Here is a 16,077-nt window from a genome sequence, read left to right on the forward strand (position 1 = left end):
TTGAGCCGATGGAGGGACTCGAACCCACGACCTGCTGATTACAAATCAGCTGCTCTAGCCAGCTGAGCTACACCGGCGACTCATTTTTCGAGTGCAAATATAACACGCTTTTTCAGTCTTACAACTGATTTCGCGTGTTTTTTTTACTTTATTTTAATTACAAGTTGTTAATTTTTCCAACTAATTGACCTGCAATGTTTTCTAATTTTACAAAAACGCCTTTAAAATGAGCTTTTTTATTTTCAACCCCTTTTGCATTGATGTCCATGATCAATTCGTCGAATCCTGTTAAGGCTTCTTCGATCAAAGCAGTTGTTTCTTCTGTAGGTCCTCCTACTGTCAATTCATGAATATAAATTGCCTCAATGATATCTCCTAATACTTGGTGAACATCTTTTTTTAATCCTCTTACGCTTGCCATAATAATTTATTTAAAATTTAAACAAAAGTACAATTATCTTTACTACATCGACGGTCTAATCGATATATATTTCTAACAATGTTGCTTGACCAACTGCAACGAGTTTATTTACTGAGGCGGGAATTAAAACGGTTTCACCTTGTTTAATTCCGCACGATAAATCGTTAATCTGAAGCTCACAGGCTCCGTCTGTACACACATAAAGATAGAAGCGATCTAGTGGCTTCTCTAGCTCATATCGCTGGGCTAAAGGGATGTAATTTACCGTAAAAAACGGACAAGAAACCAGTTGATTCGCACGGTTTTCTTCTTCAGTATAAGAAAGTACGACCTGTTTCTTTTCGTAATTAATCGCTTTTAGCGCCAAATCTACGTGTAATTCTCTTGTTTGTCCTTCACTATCTACGCGATCCCAATCGTAAACGCGATAGGTAATATCTGACGTTTGCTGAATTTCAGCGAGTAAAACTCCAGCTCCAATGGCGTGAACAGTTCCTGTTTGTATAAAAAAAGCATCGCCTTTTTTTACGGGAATTTCATTTAAAATTTCAGGTAGTGTTTTGGTATTCAGGTGTTGCAGATAATCCTCTTGGGTAACCCCTTCTTTAAAGTCTACAACAACCCTGGCCCCCGGATCGGCTTGCATTACATACCACATTTCGGTTTTTCCCAAAGAATTATGTCTCGTTTTTGCGAGTTCATCATTGGGATGTAGCTGAATAGAAAGATCCTCTTTAGCATCTAAGAACTTGAATAACAACGGGAATTGATATCCAAATGTCTGAACGATAGCGGAACCTAAAATATCTTCAGGATAGGTTTTAATTAGTTCTTCTAAGCTTTGTCCTTTATATGTGCCATTGGAAACAAGGCTAACATTTTCTGGAACATTAGAAATTTCCCAGCTTTCTCCAATTGAATCAGAAATCTGCTGTTTACCTAAAACAGTATGTAATTTCCGCCCTCCCCAAATTCTATCTTTTAGGATGGGTTCAAACATCATTGGATATTGTATAAAACTCATAGGCTTAACTTCTTCCTCATTTCGCAATAGTCCATCAGCGGGATTATTGCCTAAAACAAGACGCAAATGTACAACTTTTAATGGATTCTATGCATGTTAAATCCCCTCCCCTTTAAAAGTTACAAAGTTTCTATTGGTTTCATACAAAACCACCTCTAAATCTTTGTCTTTTGCAATAAAAGGCCTTAATTTTTGCCAAATCACTACAGCAATGTATTCTGCAGTAGGGATTAGATTTTTGAATTCTATAACATCTAAGTTCAGATTTTTGTGATCAAAAGCCTCTTCAATCTCGGATTTAATCAAATCTGACAGTATTTTCAAGTCCATGACAAATCCGGTTTCTGGGTCAACTTCACCAGTAACATGGACGATTAATTCGTAATTATGTCCGTGAAAATTGGGATTGTTACACTTACCAAACACAGCCTGATTCTTTTGGTCCGACCAATCTGGGCGATGTAATCGATGTGCGGCGTTAAAATGTGCTTTTCGGCTAACTGTTAATCTCATGCTGTTTTAATTTTATGTGCTTCGATATGGGGGTAAAATTCAGCGAAAATAATTTTAAACCAAGCGGTATAAACCTGTGGATTGACTTCCATATCTCTTTTTACTGCTTCAATTCCCATCCACTTCCACGCTTCCACTTCTTCTGGATTCGTATTGGGATCTTCGTTATAATACCCCACCATCACATGGTCAAATTCGTGTTCTGTCAACCCGTTGTCAAAGGGTGCTTTATAAATAAAGTGAAATACTTCTTTCAGCTCTACTTCAAACCCCATTTCCTCTCTCAAACGGCGTTTTCCTGCTTGAATATTTGTTTCTCCTACTCTTTGGTGACTACAACAAGTGTTCGCCCATAATAAAGGAGAGTGATACTTCTCTGCTGCGCGTTGTTGAAGCATGATCTCATTTTTATCATTCAAAATAAACACAGAGAACGCCCTGTGTAACAAAGCTTTTTCATGTGCTTCTTGCTTGCCCATGGTGCCAATTGGCTCATCTTGCTCATTAACTAAAATCACTTGCTCTTCAATCATACCTAGTGTTACATTTATTTTACTTCCAAAAGTACAAAAAACAAAATAGGAAACCAATGCCAAAGGGGAGTTTAAAAACTAGAGGGGAACTCCTCATCACAGTGGTAAAGATTGCGATGCTTTTTACGGTGGTCCTACACAATTTGGTTATCTTTGGCGTTTTATACAAATCATGGAAAGATTAATCAAACTAATATGGGATTTTCGAGGTCCGGATGCTGAAAAAATTGCTGAACACCATGTAATTCACTTGCGTGAATTCGTTGCTATAGAACAACTCCCTTTAACTATTATGGACAAAGAAGTCATCAATGAGGTTCACAGTATTGCGTATCTCGTAGTAAATGACCAACAAATGCGAGAAGTTAGAGATGCTTTAAAACCACATCGTGGTGAACTTTACGAAGTAAAATAACAGCTATACACCCCTATAAAAAAGAGGGTGACCTTTTGGGACACCCTCCGTATAATAACAAGTCTTTAGGACTTTTCTTAATAGATCAGCTGTTAATTTGCTTCTTTGGTGATAAACTGGATGCGCATTAATCGCAATTCATCTGTATCGTATTCTCCATCAAACTCTGTCATAGCAGTTTTGATGTTATCCGATTCAGAATCCATGAAATAATCGTAGATTTCCTCTTGTTGATCTTCGTCTAACACTTCATCTAACCAATAATCAATATTCAGTTTGGTACCCGAATATACGATTTGCTCCATTTCTTTTAATAAAGCATCCATATCCAATCCTTTGGCTTTGGCAATATCATCTAAAGACAATTTGCGATCAACACTCTGGATAATATACAGTTTTAGTGCAGAATTAGCACCTGTAGATTTCACAACTAAATCGTCGGGTCTGATAATATCGTTTTCCTCTACGTAATTTTGGATCAGATCGACAAAATCTTTTCCGAATTTCTTCGCCTTTCCATCACTTACTCCTATAATATTAGCCATTTCCTCTAGTGAAATAGGGTATTTCAAACACATTTCTTCTAGTGAAGGATCTTGAAAAACCACAAAAGGAGGGACTCCTGCTTTTTTGGCTACTTTTTTTCTCAAATCTTTCAGCAAGTGGATCAATACTTGGTCAATAACCAATTCTGTTTTTGGTGCATCGCTTTCTACCACAGCATCTCCTTCTGCATATTCGTGATCTTCTGTCATCATAAATGAGATAGGGTGCTCAATATAGCGCTCACCTGCTTGAGTTACTTTCAAGACACCATACGTTTCGATGTCTTTTTTCAGATATCCCGCTACATTAGCTTGCCTGATCAACGCCAACCAAAAGCGTTCATCCTTATGTTTACCACTTCCGAAAAAGGGCTGAGTATCTGTTTTATTTACTTTTATAACTGCATTCAACTTACCTAGGAGCACAAATACAATTTCTTTTGTTTTGTATACTTGTTTTGTTTCAGCAATAATTCTCAACACTTGTTGAAGCTCGTCTTTTGCTTCGCTTTTTTTCTTGGGATTGCGAACATTGTCATCCATGTCCGCTCCTTCTCCGTGCACTTCGTCAAATTCTTCTCCAAAATAATGAAGTAAAAACTTGCGTCTGGACATAGATGTTTCGGCATAAGCAACAACTTCTTGCAACAAGGCAATTCCTATTTCTTGTTCAGCAATTGGCTTTCCTGCCATAAACTTCTCAAGCTTTTCAATATCTTTATACGAATAATAAGCCAAACAATACCCTTCTCCTCCATCTCTTCCCGCTCTACCTGTTTCTTGGTAATAGCTTTCGAGTGATTTAGGAATGTCGTGGTGAATGACATAACGCACATCTGGCTTGTCAATTCCCATTCCAAAGGCTATAGTTGCCACAACCACATCGACATCCTCCATGAGAAACATATCTTGGTGTTTGGCTCTTGTTTTAGCATCTAAGCCCGCGTGATAAGGTACTGCGCTAATGCCATTTACTTGGAGAACATTTGCTATTTCCTCAACTTTTTTTCTACTCAAGCAATAGATAACCCCTGACTTTCCTTTGCGTTGTTTGATAAAGCGAATAATGTCACTTTCAATGTTTTTCGTTTTGGGTTTTACCTCGTAATACAGATTGGGTCTGTTAAACGACGCTTTAAAAACATTTGCATTGGGAATTTCTAAGTTTTTTAAGATGTCTTCTTGAACTTTTGGCGTTGCTGTAGCAGTTAAGCCAATAATGGGAATATCGCCCAATTGTCGGATAATATTCCTCAAATTTCTGTATTCGGGTCTAAAATCGTGTCCCCATTCAGAGATGCAGTGTGCTTCATCAATGGCGACAAAGGACAATTCAACCTCTTGCAAGAAGTTTACATATTCCTCTTTTGTCAATGATTCTGGGGCAACATATAACAATTTTGTCACGCCTCGTTTAATATCTTCTTTTACTTGATTGACTTCGGTTTTGGTCAAAGAAGAATTTAAAACATGGGCAATTCCTTGCTCTGTGGACAAGCTACGAATAGCGTCCACTTGATTCTTCATTAAAGCAATCAAAGGAGATACAACAATGGCAGTCCCGTCTAAAACCAACGCAGGCAATTGATAGCAAAGTGATTTACCACCACCTGTAGGCATGATCACAAATGTGTTGTGTCCAGAGATAATACTTTTCACTACGTCTTCTTGGAGACCCTTAAACTGAGAAAAGCCAAAAAACCTCTTTAACTCTTTGTGCAAGTCAATTTCAATTGATTTCATTATTTTTGTATGGTATTTTACATAAATTTGCAGTACCTAAAGATACTAATTTTCTTTGGTGCAATCCTAATATTTAACATTCTCGTCATTTTGAATACATCTACAACTATACTAGACCGAGCAAAAAAAACCTTACTATCTGAAAGTGAGAGCATTAAAAAGCTAATTGATTACTTAACAGAAGACTTCGCAGTGGCTGTACAAACCCTATTGGCTTGTAAAGGTCGCGTTGTTGTTACGGGGATTGGTAAAAGTGCGTTAATCGGAAGCAAAATTGTTGCAACATTCAACTCTACTGGCACGCCTTCGCTTTTTATGCATGCGTCCGAAGCCGTTCATGGAGATTTAGGGTTACTTCAACCCGATGATTGCGTCATTTGTATCTCCAACAGTGGAAATAGTCCAGAGATCAAGGTTCTGACCCCGCTACTTAAGCGTTTTGGCAATACATTAATAGCTATTACTGCGAATGAAAATTCGTTTTTGGGCAAAAATGCCGATTGTGTTTTACTGTCTAAAGTAGAGCGCGAATCAGATCCAAACAACTTAGCGCCAATGGATAGTACAACTGCTCAATTAGTGTTAGGAGATGCATTAGCGGCTTGTTTAATCGAATGTAGAAATTTCACAGCCAATGATTTTGCGATGTATCACCCTGGAGGTGCTTTAGGTAAAAAGTTACTCTTAGTCGTTCAAGATATTTTAAATAGTGAAAACAAACCGATGGTTACTCCAGATTCATCTGTTAAGGATGTAATTGTAGAAATATCGCAAAAACGCTTAGGTGTAACCGCTGTAATTGACAATAATAACTTAATTGGCATAATTACCGACGGGGATTTGCGTAGAATGTTACAAAATAACACTAGCTTTGAAAACATCCAAGCGAAAGATATAATGAGTATAAACCCCAAAACGATCGAATCCGATCAATTGGTATCAAAAGCGTTGTCCCTATTAGAAGACAATTCAATAACCCAATTAATCGTCACAAAAGAGGGGGCATATCAAGGAATCATTCACTTACATGACATTTTAAAAGAAGGAATAGTATAACAAATGGCAAAACAAAAAAACTCAGAAAAGGCGATGTCCTTTTTAGACCATTTAGAAGAATTAAGATGGCTATTAATCCGCGCTTCTGTCTTCATTTTAGGAGGGGGTATTATCGCGTTCTTTTTTAGAGATTTCATCTTCAACACCATCATTTTCGGTCCTAAAAACAGTGATTTCGTAACCTATCAATTCTTTTGTAAAATCGCGCAATACTTTAATTTTGACGATAGTTTTTGTCAGCAAGAACTTCCATTCGAAATACAAAACAGAACGATGGATGGTCAGTTCTCTGTGATGATGTGGACGTGTATAACTGCTGGTTTCATCATTTCAGTACCCTTTATTTTATGGGAAATATGGAAATTTATCAGTCCAGCGCTTTATCAAAAAGAAAAAAAATACGCCAAACTATTTATTGTCGTTTCGTCTTTCTTATTCTTTTTAGGGGTACTATTTGGTTACTATGTAATTACGCCCCTATCGATCAACTTCTTAGTGAACCTACAAGTAAGTGATGTAGTAAAGAACGACATTGACATCAACTCCTACATTGGATTAGTCAAGACGACTTCTATCGCATGTGGTCTAATCTTCGAATTACCGATCATCATGTATTTCTTATCGGTATTAGGTTTGGTGACTCCGGAGTTTTTGAGAGAATACAGAAAGTACGCCATCGTGTTGATTCTAATTTTAGCAGCAATCATCACGCCACCAGACGTTATTAGCCAAATTATCGTATCTATCCCCCTATTAATTCTGTATGAAATTAGTATTTATATCTCTAAATTTGTTCAGAAGAAACCCAAAGCAGAAGTTTTAGTACAAAACAAAAAGGACTAATCATGAAATTAAGAGCAGACAATATAGTCAAGATATACAAGAAGAGAAAAGTCGTTAAAGGTGTTTCTGTCGAAGTAAATCAAGGAGAGATTGTGGGGTTATTAGGCCCAAATGGAGCGGGAAAAACAACTTCCTTTTACATGATTGTTGGATTGGTAAAGCCTAATTTCGGACATATTTATTTAGACAATATGGACATCACCAATTTTCCGATGTACAAACGCGGACAACACGGTATTGGTTACCTCGCACAAGAGCCTTCGGTATTTAGAAAGTTGAGTATTGAAGACAATATTTTGAGCGTACTGCAATTGACTAAGCTTCCAAAAGAAGAGCAAGTAGCAAAAATGGAGTCCTTGATTGCTGAGTTCAACTTAGAACACATCCGCACCAATCGCGGGGATTTACTATCAGGAGGTGAGCGTCGAAGAACGGAGATTGCCCGTGCCTTGGCAACAGATCCAAAATTCATTTTACTAGACGAACCCTTTGCAGGGGTTGACCCCGTTGCCGTAGAAGACATTCAACGCATCGTAGCCAAATTGAAAAATAAAAACATTGGCATACTAATTACCGACCACAATGTACAAGAAACACTAGCTATTACTGACAAAACTTACTTAATGTTTGAAGGAGGTATTTTGAAAGCAGGCGTCCCAGAAGAACTTGCAGAGGATGAAATGGTTAGAAAGGTATACTTAGGTCAAAACTTTGAATTACGTAAAAAGAAACTAGACTTCGACTAAGATATCAGTAAAAAATTAACAATTAACACACTTTTAATTTTAATTGTAAAATATTGTTACTTTTACTTTTATTCAACTTAACAAAGTTCTATTTTTGAAAAAAAATTAACAATGAAATTAAGAAACTTATTTGTCGTTCTACTTATCACTACGACAGTTTTTCTCACTTCTTGTGCCTCAAGAGAGTCGATGGTATACTATCAAAATATTGAGGAAGTATTAGCCAAGAATAATACGGTAGAACAATTTGAAACGTATCTACAGCCAGATGATTTATTAATGATTATTGTATCTGCACAAGATAGAGAAGCGGCAGAGCCATTTAACTTAGTAAATACCATGCTTACCAATTTGAATAATCCTGCAGGTACTGGATCTGCTCAACAGCAGCTTTACCTAGTAGACAACAAAGGTAACATCGAATTCCCAGTTTTAGGCACTGTAAAAATCAGTGGTTTAACGAAGAAACAAGCGATCGATTATTTGACCACGGAGATTAGTAAATACATTATTCGCCCTATCGTTAATATGCGTATAATGAACTACAAAATCACGGTACAAGGAGAGGTGAATCGTCCGGGTATTCACACCGTTGTAAGTGAGCGATTGACTTTAGCGGATGCCATAGCTCTATCTGGAGATTTAACGGTTTATGGCAAAAGAGATAATATTCTTGTCATCCGTGAAGTCGATGGGAAACGCATTCCTTATCGCGTAGACATGACTAAAGCAGACTTCATAACATCCCCTTATTATTATTTGAATCAAAATGATATTGTCTATGTTGAACCAAACAAAACAAAAGTTAACTCTTCTGTTATTGGTCCAAACTTAACTGTGGGTATTTCAGCTTTATCTCTATTAATAACCATCATCTCGATTGCAACTAGATAAAAAAAATGGAAGGAAAATTTGACAATAGCGAAAACGTTAGTGTAAATATTCGCGAAGAATTAGAAAAATATCTCATCCACTGGAGATGGTTTGTTGTAAGTATTATTCTTACACTTGTACTAGGGTTCATCTACCTTCGTTATACGGAAAAAACCTATAAGGTTAATACAACTATTGTTGTAAAAGACGAAAAAAGAGGGGGAGGTATTTCTACCGAACTTTCAGCATTTGCAGATTTAGGTATGTTATCCGGTGGCAAGAGTAATCTTGAAACCGAAACACAAGTTTTGTCTTCTCGTACCTTAGCAGAAAAAACGGTACGTCGTTTGCAATTAAATATTTCTTATATCAATGAAGGTCGAGTAATAAAAAGCGAACTATACAATAACAGTCCGATAGATTTCAACTTTATTGAACGCGTTTTTGATTTTGACAATATTACCTATACTTTTCACGTAAAAGATATTACAGAAACGTCATTCACTCTTTTTGACATAGAGAAGGAAAAACTAGGAACCTTCGAATACAACACACCTATTGAAACAGTTTTAGGTAAATTAATCGTTACTCGAAATGCTCCAAAACCTACAGCTACTTTACACAAATTAAAAGTAGAGAAAGAAGAAGAACTTGAAGAAGTTAACAGTATTATCGTTGAAATAAATCCCATTGAAAAAGTAACGGAGCACTTTGTAAAAAATGTGCAAATTGCACCTACAGATAAGTTTTCGAGTATACTTGATTTGACTTTACTAAGTCCAACTCCTGCTAAAGCTATTGATTATTTAGATAATCTAATTACGATCTACAATGATGCAGCTATTGCAGACAAGCGCTATATTTCAGAAAAGACATCTGAATTTATTGACAGTCGTTTGAAACTTATTACGGATGAATTAAGCGATGTCGAAAAAACAGTAGAGGGGTATAAATCGAGAAATAGCATCACTGACATCCCAACGGAGTTAGGTTTATTCCTAGAGAATGCCAATGCCTACGACAAGCAAATTATTGAAAACGAAACAGAATTAAAAGTTGTTTCCTCATTAATTGATTTCTTAAAAAACAGTAAACAAAATGAGCTTTTGCCCAATCTAATTTCTTCTGATGCTAATGTAAACGCACAGATTAATCAGTACAATATGCTGGTATTAGATCGCAATCGCATTAGTTCAAGTTCGACAGAATTGAACCCTATGGTAGTCAAATACGACGACCAAATCGCAGCGATGAAAACTTCGGTTGCTGGAAGCTTAACGCGTTTAGAGAGTTCCTTAAAAATCACTCAAAAGGAGCTTGCAAGCAAAGAGCGTCAACTGCGTTCTAAGTTATCCCAAGTTCCTAGACAAGAGCGTGAGTTTAGAATTATCGACAGACAACAAAAAGTAAAAGAAGCGATCTACCTATACTTGTTCCAAAAAAGAGAAGAAACGGCCATTGCATTAGCTGCGACTGATTTGAATGCTAAAGTAATTGATACAGCGAAGAGTTCGGAAAAACCGGTTTCGCCTAAAAGTATGATTGTCTTATTGGCTTCACTAGTACTAGGAGGGTTAATCCCTTTTGTAGTGATATACTTGCGTTTACTATTAGACACCAAAGTGAAGAATCGCTTAGATATTGAAAATAACACGCCTGTACCTTTCTTAGGTGATATTCCGCATTCAGATGACCACGAAAATATCATTGATTTATCGAGTCGTTCAAGTTCAGCAGAGGCCTTGCGTATTATACGTACCAACTTAGAGTTTATGCTAGGAAATGTTGAAGAAGGAAAAGCAAAAACAATTTTCTTAACTTCTACTTTCCCAAAAGAAGGAAAAACATTTACCTCAGTAAATCTAGCGGCTACGATAGCGCTTTCAGGCAAGCGAACGCTTTTAATTGGAATGGATTTGCGCAATCCTCGCTTGGATGATTACTTATCTTTACCATCAAAAGGAGTCTCTGATTATTTATTGAGAAAAAATGTTGACATTGATCAATTTATTGTTAAGATTGATGGATACGAAAATCTATACGCATTACCAGCAGGAACAATTCCGCCAAACCCGGCCGAATTACTAATGGGAGATGCGATAAGCGCTATGTTTACAAAATTAAAAGCAGAATACGATTACATTGTTGTAGATACTGCTCCTGTGAGCTTAGTAACAGATACCCTATTAATCAGCAAATTCTCAGATACGTTTATTTACGTAACAAGAGCAAATTACTTAGATAAGCGCATGCTAAAACTTCCAACGGATTTACACCGCGAAGGCAAATTGAAAAATATGTCAATTATCTTAAATGACACCATTACCATGAAAGGATATGGAGGTTATGGATACGGTTATGGCTACGGTTACGGTTATGGACACGATGTTCAACAAGACAATCGTCCGTGGTGGAAAAAACTATTAAATCTGAAATAACGCGATAAAACCCAAAGGGCTGATACAGAAATGTGTCAGCCCTTTTTTATAAATATTACTTTTTTAATCGAGCAAAAATAACAATAAAGCAATTTTACTTATACATATTATAAACTTAACAATTCTACTGTTATATCACTGAATAAGCACGTTTTTCTCAATGCTTATGATTATATTTGCTAGTATAATTACAATGTTTTAGACTCAACACATACAACAATTATATTGTTATCATTTAAATCTAACAAAAATGACAAAGAATTCTAAAATCCTTTACACGTTTACAGACGAAGCTCCCATGTTAGCTACGTATTCTTTTTTACCGATGGTTCAGGCTTTTGCAAAGACAGCAGGTATTGATGTAGAAACAAGAGATATTTCTTTAGCTGGACGTATTTTAGCTAATTTCCCAGAATTTTTAAAAGACGAACAAAAAATTGGTGACGCATTAGCTGAACTAGGAGAATTGGCAAAAAGCCCAGAAGCGAACATTATTAAATTACCGAATATCTCTGCTTCAATTCCACAATTAAACGCAGCAATTAAAGAGCTTCAAGCCCATGGTTTTGCCGTACCTAACTATCCTGCTGAGCCTAAAAACGACGAAGAAAAAGAAATTAAAGCTAAATACGCTAAAATTTTAGGATCTGCTGTAAATCCAGTATTGCGTGAAGGTAACTCTGACCGTAGAGCTCCAAAAGCAGTGAAGAATTACGCAAAGAAGCATCCACACAGTATGGGGGCTTGGGCGAAAGATTCTAAAACTAGAGTAGCTTCAATGTCGGAAGGAGATTTTTATGGTTCTGAAAAATCAGTAACACTAGCAAAAGATGCTAAATTCAAAATTGAATTCATCGGTGCAGATGGGACAACTAAATTATTGAAAGACTACGCTTCTCTTTTACAAGGTGAAGTAATTGATTCTACAGTATTAAACTTAACTAAACTAAAAGCATTTGTATCTGAATGTAAAGAAGAGGCGAAAGCGAAAAACATTCTTTTCTCAACTCACTTAAAAGCGACGATGATGAAGGTATCTGACCCTATCATTTTCGGTGCTGTAGTTGAAGGATATTTTGCTGATGTATACGCTAAATATGCTGCTGTATTTGCATCTTTAGGTATTAGTCCAAACAACGGTTTAGGAGATTTATACGCTAAAATAGCAGGTCATGCACAAGAAGCTGAAATCAAAGCAGCAATTGACACAGCTATTGAGCAAGGACCAGCAATTGCAATGGTTAATTCTGACAAAGGCATCACAAACTTACACGTTCCATCAGACGTTATCGTGGATGCTTCTATGCCAGCGATGATCCGTACTTCAGGACAAATGTGGAACAAAGCAGGTCAACAACAAGATACGTTGGCTATTATTCCAGATCGTTGTTATGCGGGCGTTTACGAAGCTGTTATCGAAGACTGCAAGGTAAATGGCGCTTATAACCCAACAACCATGGGATCAGTACCAAACGTTGGTTTAATGGCTCAAAAAGCAGAAGAATACGGTTCACACGACAAAACATTCCAAGCAGAGGCTACTGGAGTAATCCGCGTTTCTGATGAAAATAATACTGTGTTCTTTGAACAAGCAGTAGAAGCAGGAGACATTTTCAGAATGTGTCAAACCAAAGACGCTCCAATTCAAGACTGGGTTAAACTAGCAGTTAACCGTGCGCGTTTATCAGAAACACCAGCCATCTTTTGGTTAGATGAAAATAGAGCACATGACAGAGAATTAATCAAAAAAGTAAACGAATACTTAAAACAATACGATACTACAGGTTTAGACATCCGTATTTTAAGTCCAATCGAAGCGACAAAAGTTACTGTTGAGCGCATCCGTCAAGGATTAGACACTATTTCGGTAACTGGAAACGTATTGCGTGATTACTTAACGGATTTATTCCCTATCTTAGAAGTTGGTACCTCTGCGAAAATGCTTTCAATCGTTCCTTTGATGAACGGTGGAGGATTATTCGAAACGGGTGCTGGTGGATCTGCTCCAAAACACATCGAACAATTTATTGAAGAAGGATATTTACGTTGGGATTCGTTAGGAGAATTCTTAGCTTTAGGTGCATCATTTGAACACTTGAGCCAAACACAAGACAACGCTAGTGCATTAGTATTAGCTGAGACTTTGGATGAAGCAACAGCTAAATTCTTAGACAACGACAAATCACCCGCACGACGCGTAGGTTCTATTGACAACCGCGGATCTCACTTCTACTTAGCCATGTATTGGGCTGAAGCATTAGCTGCACAGACGAAAGATGCAGGTTTGCAAGCTAAATTTGCACCAGTTGCAAAAGCTATGCTTGAGAATGAAGCTAAGATTAATGAAGAGTTAATTGGTGCGCAAGGAAAAGCACAGCAAATTGGAGGGTACTATCAAACGAACCCAGAGGCAACTGCAAAAGCAATGCGTCCAAGTGCTACATTAAATTCAATTATTGATGCTATTGCGTAATTCAAACGCATGTACATAATAAAGGCTTTAAAAGCCTCAAAAATAAAACCCCGTCTAAAAAAGGCGGGGTTTTTATTTTACAAAAGCCGCAAATAAATAATAGCCGCTTTTTAGATGTGATTCTCTTTATAAATTCACCCCCAAATAATTACTTGGTGTGATTTGTTTTAATTCGGATTTAATGGCATCACTTACCGCTAAAGTATCGATAAAATTATGAATAGAATCTCGGTTAATCACAGTGTTGGTACGCGTTAAATCTTTTAAGGCTTCGTATGGATTTGGATACCCTTCTCTTCTCAGAATCGTTTGAATCGCTTCTGCTACAACTGCCCAGTTTTTATCTAAATCTTCTGCAAATTTGTCTGCATTTAAAAGCAATTTGTTCAATCCTTTCAACGTAGATTCAAAAGCAATTATTGTGTGTCCCATCGGTACGCCTATATTTCGCAAAACAGTACTATCCGTTAAATCGCGTTGTAATCTTGATAGGGGTAGTTTTGCAGCTAAATGTTCAAAAATAGCGTTTGCAATTCCCAAGTTTCCTTCTGAATTTTCAAAGTCGATAGGATTTACTTTGTGAGGCATAGCCGAAGATCCAATTTCACCTGCTTTGATTTTTTGTTTGAAATAATCCATGGATACATAGGTCCAAATGTCACGATCTAAATCAATCAAAATAGTATTAATTCGCTTCAATGCATCAAAAAATGCAGCAAAGTGATCGTAGTGTTCGATCTGAGTGGTTGGGAAAGAGTATTTTAACCCTAGACTCAATTCTACGAAATCTTCGCCAAATTGTTTCCAATCGTTTTTAGGATACGCCACATGATGTGCGTTAAAATTTCCAGTTGCACCCCCAAATTTAGCTGCAAAAGGAACGTTGTTTAGCAGGCGTAATTGTTCTTCCAAACGCTGTACAAAAACGTTGATTTCCTTTCCTAAACGCGTGGGAGAAGCCGGTTGTCCGTGGGTTCTAGCCAACATAGGAACATCATTCCACTCTTGACTTAATTCTTTTAACTTGTTGACTACTGACAGAAACAAGGGCATATACACCTCATGGAACGCCTCTTTTGTCAACAAGGGAATAGAAGTATTATTGATATCTTGAGAAGTCAGTCCAAAGTGAATAAATTCTTTGTACTGTTCTAGTCCCAAACGATCAAAAGCATCCTTAATAAAATATTCAACGGCTTTGACATCGTGATTGGTTATCTTTTCTTTATCCTTAATCCAAAGCGCATCTTCCGAAGTAAAATCTTTATATAGCTTGCGCAATTCTGGAAATAAGGTAGGAGAAATACCACTCAATTGAGGAAGGTTATATTCACATAGTGCAATAAAGTATTCCACCTCAACCAAAACTCTGTATTTGATTAGCGCTTCTTCTGAGAAATATTGTGCTAATGATTGGGTTTTACCTCTGTATCGACCATCAATTGGCGATATAGCATTAAGTTCTGTAAGTATCATTTAGATTGTGTTGTTAAGAAACAAAGATAATATTTTTTTGCGTTTTTTTGCGCGGTTCGTGAGGTTTGTAAACCGTCCACCGTAATCTGTCAACCGTCAACTGTAAACTAAATCGCCTTAGACCACTCTTTAATTGCGTCTTTATTCATTTTTACATAGTCGGGATTATTTGCTTTTTCAGCTAAGTCTAGGGCTATTTTTGCCGTAGCTACTGCCCCTACTTTGTCTCCTGCTTTTGCTTGGATTTGCGATTTTAGTCGAACAAAGTAATAAGGCACGCGTTCGCCTGATTTTTCAATAGCACTGTTGATCCAAGATAATGCCTTAGACAAGTCTTTGCCAGTTAAGTAAAAGTACTCAGCTGCTGCGTAGTAATCCACTACTTTAGGACCATCGAATGTTTCGGTAATGCTTTCCATTGCTAGCTTGTCCGTTGGCACTTTGAAACGCACGGGCACCAAGGTTTTCTCCCACATGATTTCCAAATCGGCATAATCAATATTCACGTTATTAATAGCCATGGTAAAAGTTTCGAACTTGCGATCGAGGTTTTGTACTTTTACCTTAGTTGACAAAGCGATATTCGCCTCATTCCACTTCTCAGGTAGCCCCCAGTTGTTCGTGTCTTTATAGAAAATTACTTCCCACTCCTCTACTTTTGGAATTGTATAAATCGCATAGGAACCTTTTTTCAATATTTTACCGTCTATCTCAACGTCATTGTTAAAGGTAACCACTGTATTCATATTGGCTCCTGTACGCCATAAACGTCCGTATGGTACCAAATCACCAAACACTAAACGCCCGCGCATATTGGGTCTTGAATAGTCTATCTTGACATCTGTTAACCCAACGACTTGGTGTATTTCCGACTTTGTACTTGTTGGAGGGGTATATACTTGCGCTTCTGCACTTGATAGTGCAAACACAGCTAAACTTGTAATAATAAACTTTCGTATCATTTTTTGATGTATTAAA

At 37.1% G+C, this 16,077-nt stretch carries 14 protein-coding genes and 1 tRNA gene; 7 read left to right on the plus strand and 8 right to left on the minus strand.

Annotated features, from left to right (window positions below; all coding sequences use genetic code 11):
* Positions 1-3 precede the first annotated feature (3 nt).
* The 5 genes from HX062_RS09940 to idi all read right to left on the minus strand — a co-directional run bounded on the left by HX062_RS09940 (position 4) and on the right by idi (position 2,491).
* A tRNA-Thr gene (locus HX062_RS09940) sits at positions 4-77 on the minus strand.
* 80 nt (positions 78-157) lie between these two features.
* A complete protein-coding gene (locus tag HX062_RS09945) occupies positions 158-421 on the minus strand; it encodes a hypothetical protein (RefSeq protein WP_182627364.1) in 264 nt (87 codons plus the stop codon).
* Positions 422-476: 55 nt separating this feature from the next.
* Positions 477-1,445 carry a type I phosphomannose isomerase catalytic subunit gene (locus HX062_RS09950; protein WP_182627517.1) on the minus strand — a complete coding sequence of 323 codons (969 nt, stop codon included), beginning with the start codon at positions 1,443-1,445 and terminating at the stop codon, positions 477-479.
* Between the two features lie 96 nt (positions 1,446-1,541).
* On the minus strand, positions 1,542-1,958 hold the full coding sequence (locus HX062_RS09955; RefSeq protein ID WP_182627362.1) for a 6-pyruvoyl trahydropterin synthase family protein: 417 nt from the start codon (positions 1,956-1,958) through the stop codon (positions 1,542-1,544).
* Positions 1,955-2,491, minus strand: a complete 537-nt coding sequence (gene idi / locus HX062_RS09960; RefSeq protein ID WP_182627360.1) for an isopentenyl-diphosphate Delta-isomerase — start codon at positions 2,489-2,491, stop codon at positions 1,955-1,957. Before idi ends, HX062_RS09955 begins: the two co-directional genes overlap by 4 nt.
* Positions 2,492-2,663: 172 nt before the next feature.
* Here idi and HX062_RS09965 point away from each other — a divergent pair, with 172 nt between their 5' ends.
* Positions 2,664-2,906, plus strand: a complete 243-nt coding sequence (locus HX062_RS09965; protein WP_182627359.1) for a hypothetical protein — start codon at positions 2,664-2,666, stop codon at positions 2,904-2,906.
* 92 nt (positions 2,907-2,998) lie between these two features.
* Here HX062_RS09965 and recQ read toward each other — a convergent pair whose 3' ends face one another.
* The gene (gene recQ, locus HX062_RS09970; protein ID WP_182627357.1) at positions 2,999-5,194 is read right to left on the minus strand and encodes a DNA helicase RecQ; all 2,196 of its coding nucleotides are present in this window, start codon (positions 5,192-5,194) and stop codon (positions 2,999-3,001) included.
* A gap of 90 nt (positions 5,195-5,284) precedes the next feature.
* On the opposite strand from recQ, the gene HX062_RS09975 reads away from it, so the two are divergent.
* The 6 genes from HX062_RS09975 (at position 5,285) to HX062_RS10000 (ending at position 13,623) form a co-directional block, all read left to right on the plus strand.
* Positions 5,285-6,250, plus strand: coding sequence for a KpsF/GutQ family sugar-phosphate isomerase (locus HX062_RS09975; protein WP_286467276.1), 966 nt, complete (start codon positions 5,285-5,287; stop codon positions 6,248-6,250).
* A 3-nt stretch (positions 6,251-6,253) separates the two neighbouring features.
* On the plus strand, positions 6,254-7,093 hold the full coding sequence (gene tatC / locus HX062_RS09980) for a twin-arginine translocase subunit TatC (RefSeq protein WP_182627353.1): 840 nt from the start codon (positions 6,254-6,256) through the stop codon (positions 7,091-7,093).
* A gap of 2 nt (positions 7,094-7,095) precedes the next feature.
* Positions 7,096-7,839, plus strand: coding sequence for an LPS export ABC transporter ATP-binding protein (lptB, locus tag HX062_RS09985; RefSeq protein WP_182627351.1), 744 nt, complete (start codon positions 7,096-7,098; stop codon positions 7,837-7,839).
* A 111-nt stretch (positions 7,840-7,950) separates the two neighbouring features.
* Positions 7,951-8,733: a polysaccharide biosynthesis/export family protein gene (locus HX062_RS09990; protein ID WP_182627349.1), complete on the plus strand. Its 783-nt coding sequence runs from the start codon at positions 7,951-7,953 to the stop codon at positions 8,731-8,733.
* Between the two features lie 5 nt (positions 8,734-8,738).
* A complete protein-coding gene (locus tag HX062_RS09995) occupies positions 8,739-11,150 on the plus strand; it encodes a GumC family protein (protein ID WP_286467278.1) in 2,412 nt (803 codons plus the stop codon).
* 250 nt (positions 11,151-11,400) lie between these two features.
* On the plus strand, positions 11,401-13,623 hold the full coding sequence (locus tag HX062_RS10000) for an NADP-dependent isocitrate dehydrogenase (protein WP_286467279.1): 2,223 nt from the start codon (positions 11,401-11,403) through the stop codon (positions 13,621-13,623).
* Between the two features lie 126 nt (positions 13,624-13,749).
* Here HX062_RS10000 and purB read toward each other — a convergent pair whose 3' ends face one another.
* Both purB and HX062_RS10010 read right to left on the minus strand, forming a co-directional pair.
* Positions 13,750-15,099: an adenylosuccinate lyase gene (gene purB, locus HX062_RS10005; RefSeq protein WP_286467280.1), complete on the minus strand. Its 1,350-nt coding sequence runs from the start codon at positions 15,097-15,099 to the stop codon at positions 13,750-13,752.
* 107 nt (positions 15,100-15,206) lie between these two features.
* Entirely contained in the window at positions 15,207-16,061 is an 855-nt protein-coding gene (locus HX062_RS10010; protein WP_286467281.1) for a DUF2911 domain-containing protein, read from the minus strand.
* Positions 16,062-16,077: the final 16 nt, after the last annotated feature.

The organism is Myroides sp. DF42-4-2 (assembly GCF_030326445.1).
Classification (GTDB): Bacteria; Bacteroidota; Bacteroidia; order Flavobacteriales; family Flavobacteriaceae; genus Flavobacterium.